This is a genomic window from Streptomyces sp. NPDC001663 (assembly GCF_042893105.1).
GTDB lineage: Bacteria > Actinomycetota > Actinomycetes > Streptomycetales > Streptomycetaceae > Streptomyces.
In genome coordinates this window covers 1-13534 of sequence record NZ_JBIAUR010000045.1, presented here as the reverse complement: position 1 = coordinate 13534, position 13534 = coordinate 1, and the positions used below count along the sequence as shown (strand labels likewise).

At 68.6% G+C, this 13534-nt stretch carries 14 protein-coding genes and 2 pseudogenes; 11 read left to right on the top strand and 5 right to left on the bottom strand.

Annotated elements, in window-relative coordinates; all coding sequences use genetic code 11:
- Positions 1 to 118: 118 nt before the first annotated feature.
- Entirely contained in the window at positions 119 to 472 is a 354-nt protein-coding gene (locus ACFY1L_RS55815) for a hypothetical protein (protein ID WP_388843340.1), read from the top strand.
- A 70-nt stretch (positions 473 to 542) separates the two neighbouring features.
- Here the strand turns inward: ACFY1L_RS55815 and ACFY1L_RS55810 are convergent, their stop codons facing one another.
- Positions 543 to 1613, bottom strand: coding sequence for an AraC family transcriptional regulator (locus tag ACFY1L_RS55810; RefSeq protein WP_388843339.1), 1071 nt, complete (start codon positions 1611 to 1613; stop codon positions 543 to 545).
- Between the two features lie 196 nt (positions 1614 to 1809).
- Here ACFY1L_RS55810 and ACFY1L_RS55805 point away from each other — a divergent pair, with 196 nt between their 5' ends.
- The 7 genes and pseudogenes from ACFY1L_RS55805 to ACFY1L_RS55775 form a co-directional block, all read left to right on the top strand.
- Positions 1810 to 3039, top strand: a complete 1230-nt coding sequence (locus ACFY1L_RS55805; protein ID WP_388843337.1) for an acyl-CoA dehydrogenase family protein — start codon at positions 1810 to 1812, stop codon at positions 3037 to 3039.
- Between the two features lie 2 nt (positions 3040 to 3041).
- Positions 3042 to 3572, top strand: a complete 531-nt coding sequence (locus ACFY1L_RS55800; RefSeq protein ID WP_388843342.1) for a flavin reductase family protein — start codon at positions 3042 to 3044, stop codon at positions 3570 to 3572.
- Between the two features lie 13 nt (positions 3573 to 3585).
- Positions 3586 to 3879: an antibiotic biosynthesis monooxygenase family protein gene (locus ACFY1L_RS55795; protein WP_388843336.1), complete on the top strand. Its 294-nt coding sequence runs from the start codon at positions 3586 to 3588 to the stop codon at positions 3877 to 3879.
- Between the two features lies 1 nt (position 3880).
- Positions 3881 to 4783, top strand: a pseudogene (locus ACFY1L_RS55790) (dioxygenase); the annotation flags it as partial.
- 511 nt (positions 4784 to 5294) lie between these two features.
- Positions 5295 to 6137 carry an alpha/beta fold hydrolase gene (locus tag ACFY1L_RS55785; protein WP_388843334.1) on the top strand — a complete coding sequence of 281 codons (843 nt, stop codon included), beginning with the start codon at positions 5295 to 5297 and terminating at the stop codon, positions 6135 to 6137.
- A 56-nt stretch (positions 6138 to 6193) separates the two neighbouring features.
- The gene (locus ACFY1L_RS55780) at positions 6194 to 6325 is read left to right on the top strand and encodes a hypothetical protein (protein ID WP_388843333.1); all 132 of its coding nucleotides are present in this window, start codon (positions 6194 to 6196) and stop codon (positions 6323 to 6325) included.
- Positions 6310 to 6537: pseudogene (locus ACFY1L_RS55775) on the top strand (transposase family protein); the annotation flags it as partial. The gene ACFY1L_RS55780 and the pseudogene ACFY1L_RS55775, both read left to right, overlap by 16 nt.
- Positions 6538 to 6630: 93 nt before the next feature.
- Here ACFY1L_RS55775 and ACFY1L_RS55770 read toward each other — a convergent pair.
- The 4 genes from ACFY1L_RS55770 to ACFY1L_RS55755 form a co-directional block, all read right to left on the bottom strand.
- Positions 6631 to 6912, bottom strand: a complete 282-nt coding sequence (locus ACFY1L_RS55770; RefSeq protein WP_388843331.1) for a hypothetical protein — start codon at positions 6910 to 6912, stop codon at positions 6631 to 6633.
- 109 nt (positions 6913 to 7021) lie between these two features.
- A complete protein-coding gene (locus ACFY1L_RS55765) occupies positions 7022 to 7555 on the bottom strand; it encodes an STAS domain-containing protein (RefSeq protein WP_388843329.1) in 534 nt (177 codons plus the stop codon).
- Entirely contained in the window at positions 7545 to 8069 is a 525-nt protein-coding gene (locus tag ACFY1L_RS55760) for an RNA polymerase sigma factor (protein ID WP_388843327.1), read from the bottom strand. The genes ACFY1L_RS55765 and ACFY1L_RS55760 overlap by 11 nt, the downstream gene beginning before the upstream one ends.
- 1271 nt (positions 8070 to 9340) lie before the next feature.
- Complete coding sequence (locus ACFY1L_RS55755; protein ID WP_388843325.1) at positions 9341 to 10480, bottom strand: PucR family transcriptional regulator; 1140 nt, start codon at positions 10478 to 10480, stop codon at positions 9341 to 9343.
- Positions 10481 to 10567: 87 nt separating this feature from the next.
- On the opposite strand from ACFY1L_RS55755, the gene ACFY1L_RS55750 reads away from it, so the two are divergent.
- The 3 genes from ACFY1L_RS55750 to ACFY1L_RS55740 all read left to right on the top strand — a co-directional run bounded on the left by ACFY1L_RS55750 (position 10568) and on the right by ACFY1L_RS55740 (position 13366).
- Complete coding sequence (locus tag ACFY1L_RS55750; RefSeq protein ID WP_388843324.1) at positions 10568 to 11623, top strand: ferredoxin reductase; 1056 nt, start codon at positions 10568 to 10570, stop codon at positions 11621 to 11623.
- 7 nt (positions 11624 to 11630) lie between these two features.
- Entirely contained in the window at positions 11631 to 12755 is a 1125-nt protein-coding gene (locus ACFY1L_RS55745; protein ID WP_388843322.1) for a fatty acid desaturase family protein, read from the top strand.
- Between the two features lie 344 nt (positions 12756 to 13099).
- On the top strand, positions 13100 to 13366 hold the full coding sequence (locus ACFY1L_RS55740) for a hypothetical protein (RefSeq protein WP_388843320.1): 267 nt from the start codon (positions 13100 to 13102) through the stop codon (positions 13364 to 13366).
- Positions 13367 to 13534 lie beyond the last annotated feature (168 nt).

Here is a 13534-nt window from a genome sequence, read left to right as displayed (position 1 = left end):
GGTGACCGCGCCCGCGTCGGTCAGCACGGTCTTCGGCGAGGTCCCGTTGCGGCTGTTGCCCGAGCCGCGGCCGGCCGGATCATGCTTCTCATAGCTGGGCGTACGGGCGATCCTCGTCATGAGCGCGATCTCCGTGGTCGGTTCGATGGCCTCACTGGTGGCCTGTGTGCACGCCGGGTCGGCGCCGCTGCTGGTCACCTCCGCCGCCCTGGCCGGGGCCGGACACGGCCTCGGCCAACTGGGAAGCGTCACGCTGATCACCTGCGGCATCCCCGACGACCGCCTCGCGGAGGCCAGCGCGGCCTTGAACATCGGCGTCTACCTGCCGGCCGGGCTCCTGTCGGTCGGAGTCGGCTACCTGAGCGACGCCGTCGGCCTACCGACAGCCACCACCGTCTACGGCGTGACCGTCGTGTGCGCCGCTCTCACCGCGGGCGCTTTCGCGACGGTCCGGCGCACGGCCTCGAACTGATCACCGCGGGGGCGGCCCCGGCGCAGGCGGTCATCAGGGCCCGCAGCACGAACCGCACCGGCCGGCGCGGTCAGTTCCGGGGCGTGGACGAGCCAGGACCGAGCCCGCGTGTGTCGGAGGGGAACTCGCCGAACCGCTCGCGGTAGGCACGGGCGAACCTGCCGAGATTCGTGAAGCCCCACTGGTAGGCGATGTCGGACACGGTGCCGGTACCGGCCCGCAGATCCGCGTGGGCCCGGTCGAGGCGCACACGTCGCAGATACTGCATGGGGCTCGTCCCGAGGTGTTTCTGGAAGGCGTACTGCAGCCCGCGCAGGCTGAGGCCGGCCTCTTCGGCCAGGTCGGACAGCGTGTGGTCACGCTCTGCCGAGTCCTCGATGACGTCGATGACATGTCTCAGGGCCCGCGGAAGGGTGCTCCCCGCGGGCTCGGCCCACAGCGCGTCGCTGTAGGAGTGTCTCTGGGACAGCAGCAGGCCCGAGATCAGGCTGCGCTCAAGGGTCTCGACATGCCTGGCCGCCGCCGGGCTGCGGGCGGTCCCACTGTCCACGAAGGAGAGCAGACCGGACAGGAGGGCGAGCCAGCGCCGGCCCGCGTCGTCGTCCAGGCGAAAGCCCAGACGGAAGTCGATCGGACGCGACACGGGATGACCGAGCAGGCCCGCGAGCTCTTTCTCCACCTGATGGCGGTCGAACTTGATGCACAGCTGAGCGGCGTCGGCCTCCCAGCGGGGCAGGTACGTGTGCCGGTGGGGCGAGAAGACGGCGGCCACCGACGGAGTGGCGATCGTGCTCTGGGTCCCGCACCGGGAAACGACACGCCCTTGCAGCGGAACGTTGACGTGGTAGCCGGTCAGGTCGCCCGGATCGACGCTGGCCGACGCCCCGAAGCGAACGTAGCCGATGGTGACGTGGGACAGGCGGACAGCGGCCAGCCGGGGAGCGCGCAGGCGCGGAGCACGGTCGAGGGGCTCGACCCGGGCCGGGTAGTAGTGACTGTTGAGGACATCGCGGAAGAGGCCGAAGTCCGGGTCGGTGATCTCGTTCGGCATGTGGCTCAGCGCAGTGCCGGTGAGAACGGACGTCTCCCGGTCCACCGGCCCGGGAGACGTCCGGAATGTGAAGTCGGAATCCCAGTCCACCCCTGGTTCCTTTCGTTCTCGCCGAGCCCGTACACGCCCGTCACCACGGCAGCTTCCAGCCCGTCCGCGACGATGACGTGACATCGCGCGAGATCCGTGCGCCAAGTGTCCTGGTCGCTGCGTGAAACGTCTCCCGGAATCGGACATCGGCTCCTACGTTCGAGCCACCTTGAACCGCATCGAGCAAGGAGCCGCTGTGACCGATGTCTTGAATCACCCCATCAGCGTGGGATCCGCAGCCGTCCAGCACAACCCCGCTGCCGCGATCGACTGGGATCTGGTGCGACGGGCGTCCGACCTGGTGCCACTCGTCAGGGAACGGGCCGAACAGACCTCGCAGGCGCGCCGGGTCGTCCCGGATGTCATGAAGGCTCTGGAGGAGGTCGGGCTCTTCAAGCTCTTCGTGCCCCGGCGCCACGGCGGGCACCAGGCGAACATGGGCACGGCCGTCCAGACCATCGCCGAGGTGGCTCGCGGCGACGGCTCGACCGCGTGGGCGGTCGCCCTGCTGAACGTGTGCACCTGGTTCGCCACGACCTTTTCGCAGGAGGCGCAGGACGATGTGTTCGGGGCCGACCCGGACGCGAAGGTCTGCGGCATCTTCACCCCCGGTACCAAGGCCGAACGCGTCGACGGCGGCTATCTCGTGAGTGGCCGCTGGCCGTACGCGTCCGGGTCGTTCGCAGCCGATTGGGGCACCCTCGGTATCGCCCTCGACGTCCCCGAGGGCGAGGACCCGCGGGCGCTGGCGTTGATCCCCTCCGAGGCCTGGACGATCGAGCCGACCTGGTTCGTGGCCGGGATGAAGGGATCCGGCAGCGACACCATCGTGGTGGAGGACCACTTCGTCCCCGATCACCGTATCCAGCGCTTCCTCGACATGCGGGAGGCCCGCTACCTCACCCCGCACACGGACGACCAGAACTCCCACATGGCGTTCATCGCCGTCGCCGCGCTCATCCTGGTCGCCCCACAGCTCGGCCTCGCCCGTCACGCCCTTGAGCGGACCCGCGCCAAGCTTCCTGACAAGCCGGTCGCCTACAGCACCTACCGGGCCGCCCGGACGTCACCGACCCACCAGCTCGGCGTCTCCGCCGCGGCGACCAAGTTCCACCAGGCGGAGCTGCTGATGCGGCAGGCCTGCCTGGACATCGACACCTGCGCCGCCGCACACAGCCTGCCGACCCTGGAGGTTCGCGGCCGGATCCGCAACGACACGGGTGTCATCGCCGAACTCGTCAAGGACGGCATCGACCTGCTGATGACCGCCAACGGCGCCGGCTCCTTCGCCGAGGCCAATGTGCTCAGCCGCGTCTGGCAGGACGCCGAGATCGCGGGGCGTCATGCCTACGTCAGCCCGGAGGTCGGCAAGGAGGTCTACGGCAAGGTCCTGCTCGGCGACGACGAACTCACGATGGACCTGTGACCATGAACGCGGACACGATCAAGGCGGGGCCTGTCCCGGACCCCGCCGACGCCGCCCAGCTGCGCCATGTGCTCGGCCACGTGCCGACCAGCGTCACCATCGTCACCGCCCTCTCCCGCGGTCTGCCCATCGGTGTCACCGTGGGATCCTTCAGCTCCGTCTCGCTCGATCCGCCGCTGGTGAACTTCTTCATCGACCGCTCGTCGACGACCTGGCCCAGGCTGAACGAGTCGAGCACCTTCACCGTGAACGTCCTCGGCATGGACCACGCCTCCCTGTGCCGGTCCTTCTCCCGTCGCGGAGCGGACCGCTTCGAGGGCGTCGAATGGGAACCGTCTCCCTCCGGAAACCCCGTGATCAGCCAGGCCGTCGCCGCCCTCGACTGCAGCCGGTACAAGATCGAGATGCTCGGGGACCACATCCAGGTGGTGGGACGGGTCGAGTCCATGCAGCTCCAGAACGCCGGCCCGCCGCTCGTCTTCTACCGCGGTGACTTCCTGCGGTTCGGATGCGAGGCGGCGAGCGGTGGGTGAACAGGGAAGAGACATGATCTACGAACACGCGCGACTCACCATCGACCCGGCGGACGCCGGGAAGTTCGAGGAGGCCGTTCCGGCGGGGCGCGAGGCGTTGCTCGGCGCCCCCGGATGCCGTGAGGTCTCCTTCCGGCGAAGCGTCGACCAGCCCGGTGTCTATCTCCTGGAGGTCGGCTGGGACGACATCGCCGATCACCTCGAGGTCTTTCCCACGACACCGCAGGCGGCACGGCTCGCGGACGCCATCGCGTCCTTCTGGACCAAGGAGCCGGAAGTGATCCACTTCGACGGCGAGGAACTCTGAGATGACGACTCGGACGATCTCGTCGGGCGCCACCGACGCCCCTGACGCCTCCGCCGCGGGATACGACGGTCTGCTCGACGAGGTCCTCGCCTCTTTCCAGGACACGCCCGATCCCCGGGCACGCCATGTACTCGAGGCTCTCGCGCGGCACACTCACGCCTTCCTGCGTGAGGTGCGCCCCACTCCGACCGAGTGGTCGTACGCCGTCGACTTCCTGACCCGCACCGGCCAGAAGTGCAGCGACACCCGCCAGGAGTTCGTCCTGCTCTCGGACGTCCTCGGACTGTCGATGCTCACCGAGATCCTCAACGAGTCCGACATCGAGGCGGTCACCGACTCGACGGTACTCGGCCCCTTCCACACGACGAAGTCTCCGCCCCGCGCCTTCGGTGACAGCATCGACCTCGTGGGGACCGGAGTTCCGTGCCTGATCACCGGCACGGTCGCCTCCGCTGACGGACGGCCGCTCGCCCGGGCGTCGGTCGATGTCTGGCAGTGCGACGAGAACGGGTTGTACGACGTCCAGGCACCCGATCGCATCCCGGCGGGACATGGACGAGGGCTGTTCCGGACGGACGGCGAGGGCCGGTTCGCCTTCCGCAGCATCGTGCCCAGCCCTTATCCCATCCCGACGGACGGCCCGGTCGGAGAGCTGCTGAAGTGCGCCGGCCGTCACCCGTACCGCCCCGCACACATCCACTTCATCGCCTCGGCCCCGGGGCACCAGGAACTGACCACGCACATCTTCGTCAAGGGCAGCCCCTACCTCGACTCCGACGCGGTGTTCGCGGTCAAGGACTCGCTCGTCACGGAGCTCGTCGAGGACAAGGATCCCGAAGTGGCCACGCGGTACGGGATCTCCGTCCCGTTCCGCCGCGCCATGGTCGACCTCGTCCTCGCCCCGGCGACCTCCGAGGAATCCGGGTTCGCGACTGACGCCGGGTTCGGCGGTGCCCTGCTTGTCCGTCCCGCCCTCGGCGCACCGCAGCACGATCCCCGCGCAGAGCCAGGAACAGAGCGCTCCTTGCCCGCCCCGCCCACCGAGTCGACTGGTCCCGTTCCACCGCGCTGAGGACCGGCTCGGCCTTGCGCCGGCCCGGCTGTGGCGTGTCCGTCAGCCCAGCCGGCCGCCTGGCGGCGAACCCGCCATTTCCCGCGCATTCACACCAGTTCCCCCTGCGAGATTCCATCCACCCGCTGCCCCTGCTGATCAGCGCCTCCCTCGCCACGAGGGGATGGTCACACCGAGGAAGAAGGACAGCGTCCGTCCTGTCATCCCTGACATCTCGGTATCGCCACGCGTCCTTCAGTGTCCAGTAATTGAACACCGCGCTCCGACGACCCGGCCCTAGGTTGCCAACGAGAAACGAACCGGCAACCCGGCCGCAATGTAGTTCGAGAGGTGGAGTGAACAGATGAGTGACGGCATGCTCAGAGTCGACGGAGCCGAGCTGTACTACGAGATACGCGGAAGCGGACCGGCCTTGCTGTTGATCAGCGGAGCCGGAGGGGATGCCGGTTATTTCTCCGGCATGGCCGAGGAGCTCGCCGACGCCTTCACGGTGATCAACTACGACCGGCGTGGCAACTCCCGCAGCACCGGTCGTGTCGCCGCCCCCATGACCGTGGCTCAGCAGGCGTCCGACGCCCGCGCGCTCATCGACGCTCTCGCCGGCGGCCGGGCACTGATCTTTGGCAACAGCGGGGGCGCGATCATCGGTCTCGCGCTCGCCGCACAGCACCCGGAGGTGGTGGCCGGGCTGATCGCGCACGAGCCCCCGATCGTGAGCCTCCTGCCCGACGGCGACCCACATCGTGACTTCTTCACCGACCTGGCCAAGCGGTACGCCGATTCCGGTGCCGAAGCCGCCGCCGGGCAGTTCGTCCAGTCGGTGCGGGGCGAGGGGACGTACGCGTGGCCGGATGACCTGACGAAGCGGTTCCTGGACAACGCGGATCATCTCCTCTCTCGGGAGATGGCGGCGTTCGGGGGGTTCCGTCCCGATGAGGCCGCGCTCTCGGCGGCGCCGTTCCCGATCGTGCTCGGGGCGGGATCCGCCGACCGAGGGCTCTCCTACGCGCGGCCCTCGATCGAACTCGCCCGGCGGCTGGGGGTGCCGTGGGCGGAGTTTCCGGGCATCCACCTGGAGTTCATCCCCCGTCCCGCACTGTTCGCCGCCGCTGTCCGGATCCTGGCCACGCAGATGCACAGCGGCGCTGCAGCGGTCCCCGCCCACTGGGAAAACCCCGCGCGGTAGCCGGAGCGTCACCTTGTGACCGCCCGCTACGCGGGCACCAGGCGTCAGGTACGAGCATGCGCTCCGCACGCCAGGACTCCAGCACGCGGAGCGGAGACCCCACGGGCGCCACGGACGGTTTCGGCGGCTGGGACGACGTTCAGGCCTCCCGGGTGGAGGTGAACGTCCCCACGTGCGGATACCCGTGACGAAGCTGTTGTTCCCGCTCGTTCCGGGCGTGGTGACCACGAAGGTCGTGAGAGCCGACGGTGTACTGCGAATCGAGGCGCAAGCCACCGCCGCTGGGGCTCAATGTCCGGACTGCGGCCGCTGGTCGATGCGGAAGCGCGGCTCCTATCTGCGGTTTCCTGCAGACCTTCCCATCGGTGATCAGCCAGTGGGAGTCGTGTTGCGGGTACGCCGGTTCGTATGTGGCAGCACGGGCTGCGGCCGCTGTACGTTCGTCGAGCAGATCGAGGGGCTGACACGGAGATCCGGCCGCTGGACCGAACGATTACGCACGGTGCTGAGCGTGATCGGCCTCGCGGGCGTGGTCGCAGACAAGCTGCAGCAGGTCGTCGGTGACGGCGTCCCAGTTGGCGACCTCCGGCCAGCGCGCGCCGCCGTCCAGTTCGTCGGTGAGCGTGGACAGCAGCACAATCTCCCCGGGCCGGCGACCGCGAGTGAGGCGGTCCCACCTGCGGGCGCCACCGGGCTGGAGCACGCGGCGGTGCAGCCGGTCGGGGTTGTGGCCCGCGCTGGCCAGCAGCTGCTCGACGGTTTCATGCCGAGGCACGCAGCCCCAGTGGCTCCAGTAGTCGCAGGCCACCCCAACCGCAGCCGGCGCTCCCGGCCGGCCGACGAGACCGCACTGTTTCGCCTGCAGGGCGAGAGGCTGGTGTCTGTCAGCTCTCGTCGGCCGCCTCGAGGGCCGCGTCGAGCGACAGGTGCACAGCGTCGGAGAATCCGAAGAGGTCGAGAACCTTTCGGATCGAAATCTGCGTGGTCACGATCTGCATCTTTCCGCTCTGTCCGCCGACGGTATGCCAGTGCCTCAGGAGGACATTCAGACCGGCGGAGTCCAGGAAGGATGCCTTGGCAAATACGACGACGTAGTGGCTGTAGCCGTGCCGGCGCAGATCCTCCAGCAGACTCTCCAGTGTCGGGCTCGTGTTGTAGTCGAGCTCGCCGCTGATGCTCACCACGGCGTGACCGTCGACGTTTTCCCATGTCAAGGTCAGATAGTCGCTTGGCAGGGGGCCAACAGCAGGAACCCCGTCAGCGGCCCCCAGCGTGCTGGGCGGGGAGGCTACCTCGGCGTGTACCGCGTGCAGAGCCGCCTCGACCTCCGACTGCTGTGTCAGCAGCTCTTTGAGGATCTGCCCTGTCGCGAGCGCCCATGCATCCAGACCGGCATCGCGGTCTCCTTCACCGGTCATCTGCGTCAGCCTCCTGCTGCTTCCGGGCCGCAAGCCACCCCTGCAACTGCCGGCGGGCATGGCGCAGGTTGGACCGGACCGTGGCCTCGGACACGTTCAGCCGGTCCGCGATCTCTTTGGTGGCATATCCGTCGAACGCGTAGGCCACCGTGGCCTGCTGGGCGGAGGGCAGTCCGTGCAGCAGGGCAATCACCCGCTGCTGCTCCTCGCGCATCACCAAGCCGTCTTCCGGACTGGCCTCGGCCACTGGCCGCTGAGCAAGCGCGTGTTGTTCCTTGACGCGGCGTTGCCCCTCGCGTCGGCCGTTACGCCAGGCGCAGCGGCGGGCCGTCAACCGTACCCAGGGGATCGGCTCCTGCAGGTCCTGCCACCACTGGCACGCCTTCACCATGGCCTCCTGCGCGGCGTCCCGTGCCGTCTGCAGCGATTCGCCCTGCGCCACGAGATGGAGAACGAGGGCCGGATACTGCTGCCGGAAGAAGGCGTCGAATTCGCCTTCTTCTGCTGCCCGCACCTCCGGCCTCCCTGCCTCATGGCGGCACCCGCACGCGGCATCATCCTCACCGTCGTCGGCTGCGGCTGCCAAGGCGCCAGCCCACAACTACCGCCACCACACCCGCGATTGCGGTAGCCGCCAGCGAATGCGTCGACGTATACACAGCGGTCAGCCCTGCCGCCGCAGACTGAAAGTACAGCGGTCCCACCGCCGGTGCGGGCGCCGGCGTACCGCCACCGCACTGGCCGTCATCTTCCGCCACGGGAGACACCCCATCGAGATCTGCCATACCCCTAAAGAGGCACCAGCCCCGCTCCGCGTGCAAACACCCGGCCCGCGGCGGAAACCCGGCGCAAGACGAGCTCACGGACGACACCTGCGCAGCTGGGCCGGCGCGTCAGGCCAGGTGCCACCTGGCGCCTACCGAGGCAGCGGCGGGCGGGCATCGGGGCGACTTGAGCCGGGTGGCGACAGCCTGCCTTGTTCGTTCGAGGGGGCTAGGTGTCATGGTGCCGTGTCCGGTGCCCGCGGTGCGTTTGTTGCGGGCCAGGTAATGATCGCCGACTGCAGCGACGGCAAAGACGGTGACGATCACCGTGCTTCCCCTGTTGGCGCCCGACCAGCAGCCCACGCAGCTCCTCCCAGACTTCGTCGGCCTCGTGGCCGAACATCACCTGGCATCCCCAGAGTTGATCGGGGACAGCAGGCCGTCCCCGGGCCACAGCATCTGTTCGGCCACGAGGCCGGTGAGAAACGTGTCGACCTCGGTCAAGACCGCGGCGCGGTCGATGGGCCCGTAGTCGATGAAGTCGTCGGCTGCGGCGTCGTAGGCCCGTACGTGACTGCCGGGGCCGGTGCAGACCAGGGCACGCGCGATCTCGGGCAGGCCGAGACTGAGGGCATCGCAGTCTCCGCAGCGGACAAGGTGGAGCAGGTCGGTGGTGACGCGCTCCCAGTCGCCGACCCTCGGCCAGTCGGCGCCGCCGCCCAGTTCGTGGGAGAGGGTGGCGAGCGGCCCAGATCATCGACCAGATGCTCGATGAGCGCGTCGACGAGCGGGCCGGTGCGCATCGTCCACCGGATCCAGTCGCGCCGTATCCGTCACCGCGCTTCTCAGAGACAGCGCCCCGACGGGCTTCCCGAGGCCTTGTCTGGTCTTCACATCAACCCCCAGTCTCAGCTGGCTCATACCGCTCTTCCCGGGCCGCATGTGCCAGCTGACGGCACCGAGAACGAGGCACGATTCCTGGACCGCTCGCGGACGCGGTCGTGGACGGTCGACGTGCGCGTCAGCTGACCCGAAGACCGACCGCCAGCGTCAGTTCGAGGACCCGGTGTGGTGATGCGAGATCCGGAAACAGCTCCCGCAGCTGCGACATCCGGTACCGGACTGTCTGGGGATGGACGAACAACGCCGCCGCCACCTCGTCCCGCCTGCCCTGGTGCAGCAGCCACGCCCGCAACGTCTCCTCCAGCCGCCGTGCGGTCGCGACAGGCAAGGTCCGCAACGGTGCGAGGGCTCGGGCACGCAGGTCTGCGAACGCATCCGCGTCGGCGCTCAGCACCAGCTCGGGCAGGTGGTCCTCGGTGTCGCGAATATCAGAGGAGACGGAGCGCGCGCGTACGGCTCGTGCGTACGAGGCGGACGCACGAGCCCATGGCCGGGCCGGGCCGACCACGGCGGTGCGGTCGGTCAGCTGCCGCAAGAGATGCGATCGGTCGGCATCGGGGACGAGCAGCACACCGGTGGCGTCCGGCAGATCGTCCAGGATGAGGGTGCTCGGGTCGAGCGCGCGGTAGGCGGGCCGGGCCTGGGCGGCGGGCAGCAGGACGGCGGTCAGCGAAACCGGAGGCTGCCACCCGGCCCGTTGAGCAGAGGCCAGCAGCACGTCCGGGCTCGCGCCGGCGAGGAGGTCTCGGGCCAGGTGTTCCAGGTGGCGCTCCTGGTCCCTGCCCCGGGCGGCCAGTTCGTCGGCGTGGCCCGCGGCGCTCGCGGCGGAGAGCTCGTCGATGTAGGCGAAGGTCAGCTCGGCGAACTTGGCGACCTCGGCCGCGGGCAGACCTGCGGGTACGGCACCCGCTGCCAGGCATCGCCAGGCCACGCGGGCGCCGACGCGGTAGGCGCTGAGCAGGGCGTCCATCGAACGGCCGTCGCGCACCTCGCCGCGGCCCAGCTCGTAGGCCGCGTCACCGGCGTCGCCGCCTGTGGCGTTCCCGCTCGCGAGGTCCAGGTAGTGCCCCAGGGCGGTGCGGACGGCTCGGCGGATGGTGGCGCCCATGTGGCCCGACAGGGCGTTGGCATAGGGAGGGACCTCGTCGATGATCGCCTGGACGACCTCGTCGGCAGTGGTCTTCAGCGCGGCCCGAAGTGCGGTGACCGTTGTCTCATCCAGGGCCAGTTCGCTGACCCTCCGGATTGCATGGCTCACGTTTCTATTCCCTGCGAACAATTCAGCCAGCCAGATTTACGTCCTGCGGTCAGGACTTTACGCCTAGAGGCGCATCAAGCTGGAGTCATGACGAGTACAGCCCTCCGCAGCAGGGCGTGGAAACTGCTGGAGATGGTCACGACGCCGCTGCTGCCGTCGGACTACCTCGACCTGGTCAGCCCACTGCGTGCGGGCGCCGACCTGCGTGGGCGCATCGAGGCCGTGCGCCCCGAGACGCGTGACGCCGCGACCATCGTGATCAGACCGGGACGGGGCTGGCGCGGCCACACAGCCGGTCAGTACGTGCGCATCGGGGTCGACGTCGACGGCGTGCGCCTGTGGCGTGCCTACTCCATCACCTCGCCGACAAACCGCCAGGACGGCCGCGTCACGATCACCGTGAAGGCGCTCCCGGACGGCAAGGTCAGCAACCACCTCGTCCGCAGAGCGAAACCGGGCACGCTGATCCAGCTCGACCAGCCGACCGGCGACTTCGTGCTGCCGCAGACCAAGCCCGCCAAGGTGCTCTACCTGACGGCCGGCAGCGGCATCACGCCTGTGATGGGCATGCTGCGCGACACTGAGTTCGACGACGTCGTCATGGTCCACTGCGCGCCACAGCCGCAAGACGTGATCTTCCGCAACGAACTGCACGACCTGGTCGCGGACAAGAAGCTGCGGCTCACCGAGGTGCACACCGACACAGACGGCATGCTCGACATCGCCCGTCTCGACGAACTCGTGCCCGACTGGGCCGAGCGCGAGACCTGGGCCTGCGGGCCCGCGGGCCTGCTCGACGCCGCCGAAGCGCACTGGACCGAGCACGGCGTGCAAGAGCGCCTGCACACCGAACGCTTCCGCCCCAGCATCGCCGTCGTCGGCGACGGTGGCGAGGTCACGTTCAGCACCACCGGCAAGACCGTCGACGCGGACGGCGCCACGCCGTTGCTGGACATCGGCGAGGAGGCCGGCGTGCTCATGCCCTCCGGGTGCCGCATGGGCATCTGCTTCGGCTGCGTCACGCCGCTCAAGGCGGGCGCCGTCCGCGACCTGCGCACCGGCGAGATCACCGAGGCCGAGCCGGGCGTCCTCATCCAGACCTGCGTGTCCGCCGCGGCGGGCCCCTGCGACATCGAACGGTAGGAGCACCTTGACCGCCATCGACCCCACCGCCCACCTGACCGCGGAGCAGATCGAGGAGCTCGGCCGCGAGCTGGACGCGATCCGCGACGAGGTGATCGCCAGCCGCGGCGAGAAAGACGCCGCCTACATCCGCAAGGTCATCTCGGCGCAGCGTAAGCTCGAGCTGGTCAGCAGGGGCGTACTGCTGTTCTCGATCTTCCCGCCCGCGTGGCTGCTCGGCACCGCCGGTCTGTCCGTGGCGAAGATCATGGACAACATGGAGATCGGCCACAACATCCTGCACGGCCAGTGGGACTGGATGCGAGACCCGAAGATCCACTCCACCACCTGGGAGTGGGATCACGTCTCGCCGTCCGACCAGTGGAAGCACTCCCACAACGAGCTGCACCACACGTACACCAACGTGATCGGCAAGGACAACGACCTCGGCTACGGCATCATGCGCGTCGACGAGGACCAGAAGTGGCACCCCTTCCACCTCGGCCAGCCGCTGTGGAACTTCATCAACGCCTGCTTCTTCGAGTACGGCATCGCAGCGTACGACCTGGAGCTCGGCAAGAACCTGCACAAGCGCCGCCGCAAGAACCCGGAATTCCGCGCACGCGCCAAGGCCGTGGGCCGCAAGATCCGCAAGCAGGTACTCAAGGACTACGTGATCCACCCGCTCCTGTCGGGCCCGTCGTTCCTCCCCACGCTCGCCGCCACATTCACCGCGAACCTGGTCCGCAACATCTGGTCCCACTCAGTGATCATGTGCGGGCACTTCCCCGAGGGCGTGCAGGTCTTCGAACGCCGGTCGATCAAGGGCGAGACGCGCGGCCAGTGGTACCTGCGCCAGATGATGGGCTCGGCGAACATCAGCGGCAGCAAGGCCATGCACTTCATGACCGGCAACCTCTCGCACCAGATCGAGCACCACCTGTTCCCCGACCTGCCGAGCAACCGGTACGCCGAGGTCGCGGTGAAGGTGCGCGCGCTGTTCGAAAAGTACGAGCTGGAGTACGTCACCGGGCCGCTGCCCAAGCAGGTGTTCTCCGCGTGGCACAAGGTCGTCCGGCTCTCGCTGCCGAACAAGAAGCCCACAGTCAAGGTCAAGACGCCGGACCGCGAGCAGGAACTCGTCGCGGCCTGATTCCCGGTATTGGTTCAGACCTTTCGGGTACCGGCGGCACCGCCGGGTTCGGCGAGATCCGTTGCGGACGGGGAGCGGCCGCGACATCAGACCGTACGACACGGGATCCGGGCAGCCCGGTGTCCGGCTGCGCTGCCTAAACGTGCGCCAGGAGCTCAGCCCACAGCCCCCGACGAGGCGTTGTAGTGCGCTGACCTGCCGTGGTCGGGCCGGTAGCCGGGTGCGTACGCGCACTCGGTTTGCCGACGGGCGGTGCGCCGCCCGTCGGGCTGCAAACCGGGGGCCGCGGCTCCAACTTGGCAGGGAAAGGCCGAAATCACGGCAGGCGACAGCCGACTGACGAAGTGGGCCGAACGCAGCGTGAGTCCCGCCGAGAGCGATACACGGTCGTCGTCAAAACCACCCGGTACCTGCGGCTGTGGATGGTGGCGCTGCTGATCGGCCTGGCGGCCGCGATCCTCTACGAGCACGCGAAGTCGCACCTGATGGGCCCCGGCAGCGGGCACTGCTGGCAGCATTCGATCAGCGCCTACTACTACACGCCCGTGCAGTTGTTCCTCGTCGACGCCCTCGTCGCGATCGGCATCAGCCTCATCGCGCTGAAGGGGTGACAACTGCTACAGAGTTTCTATTCGTATGTAGTCATCTCTAGTCGTATATCTTTGGGTGGGTGAAGCTTTCGGGGTGGGCGCGTCAGCAGGGCGTGAGCTACCAGACGGCTTGGCGGTGGGTGAAGGACGGCAAGATGCCCGTCGCTGTCCGCCAGGCGCCGTCCGGGA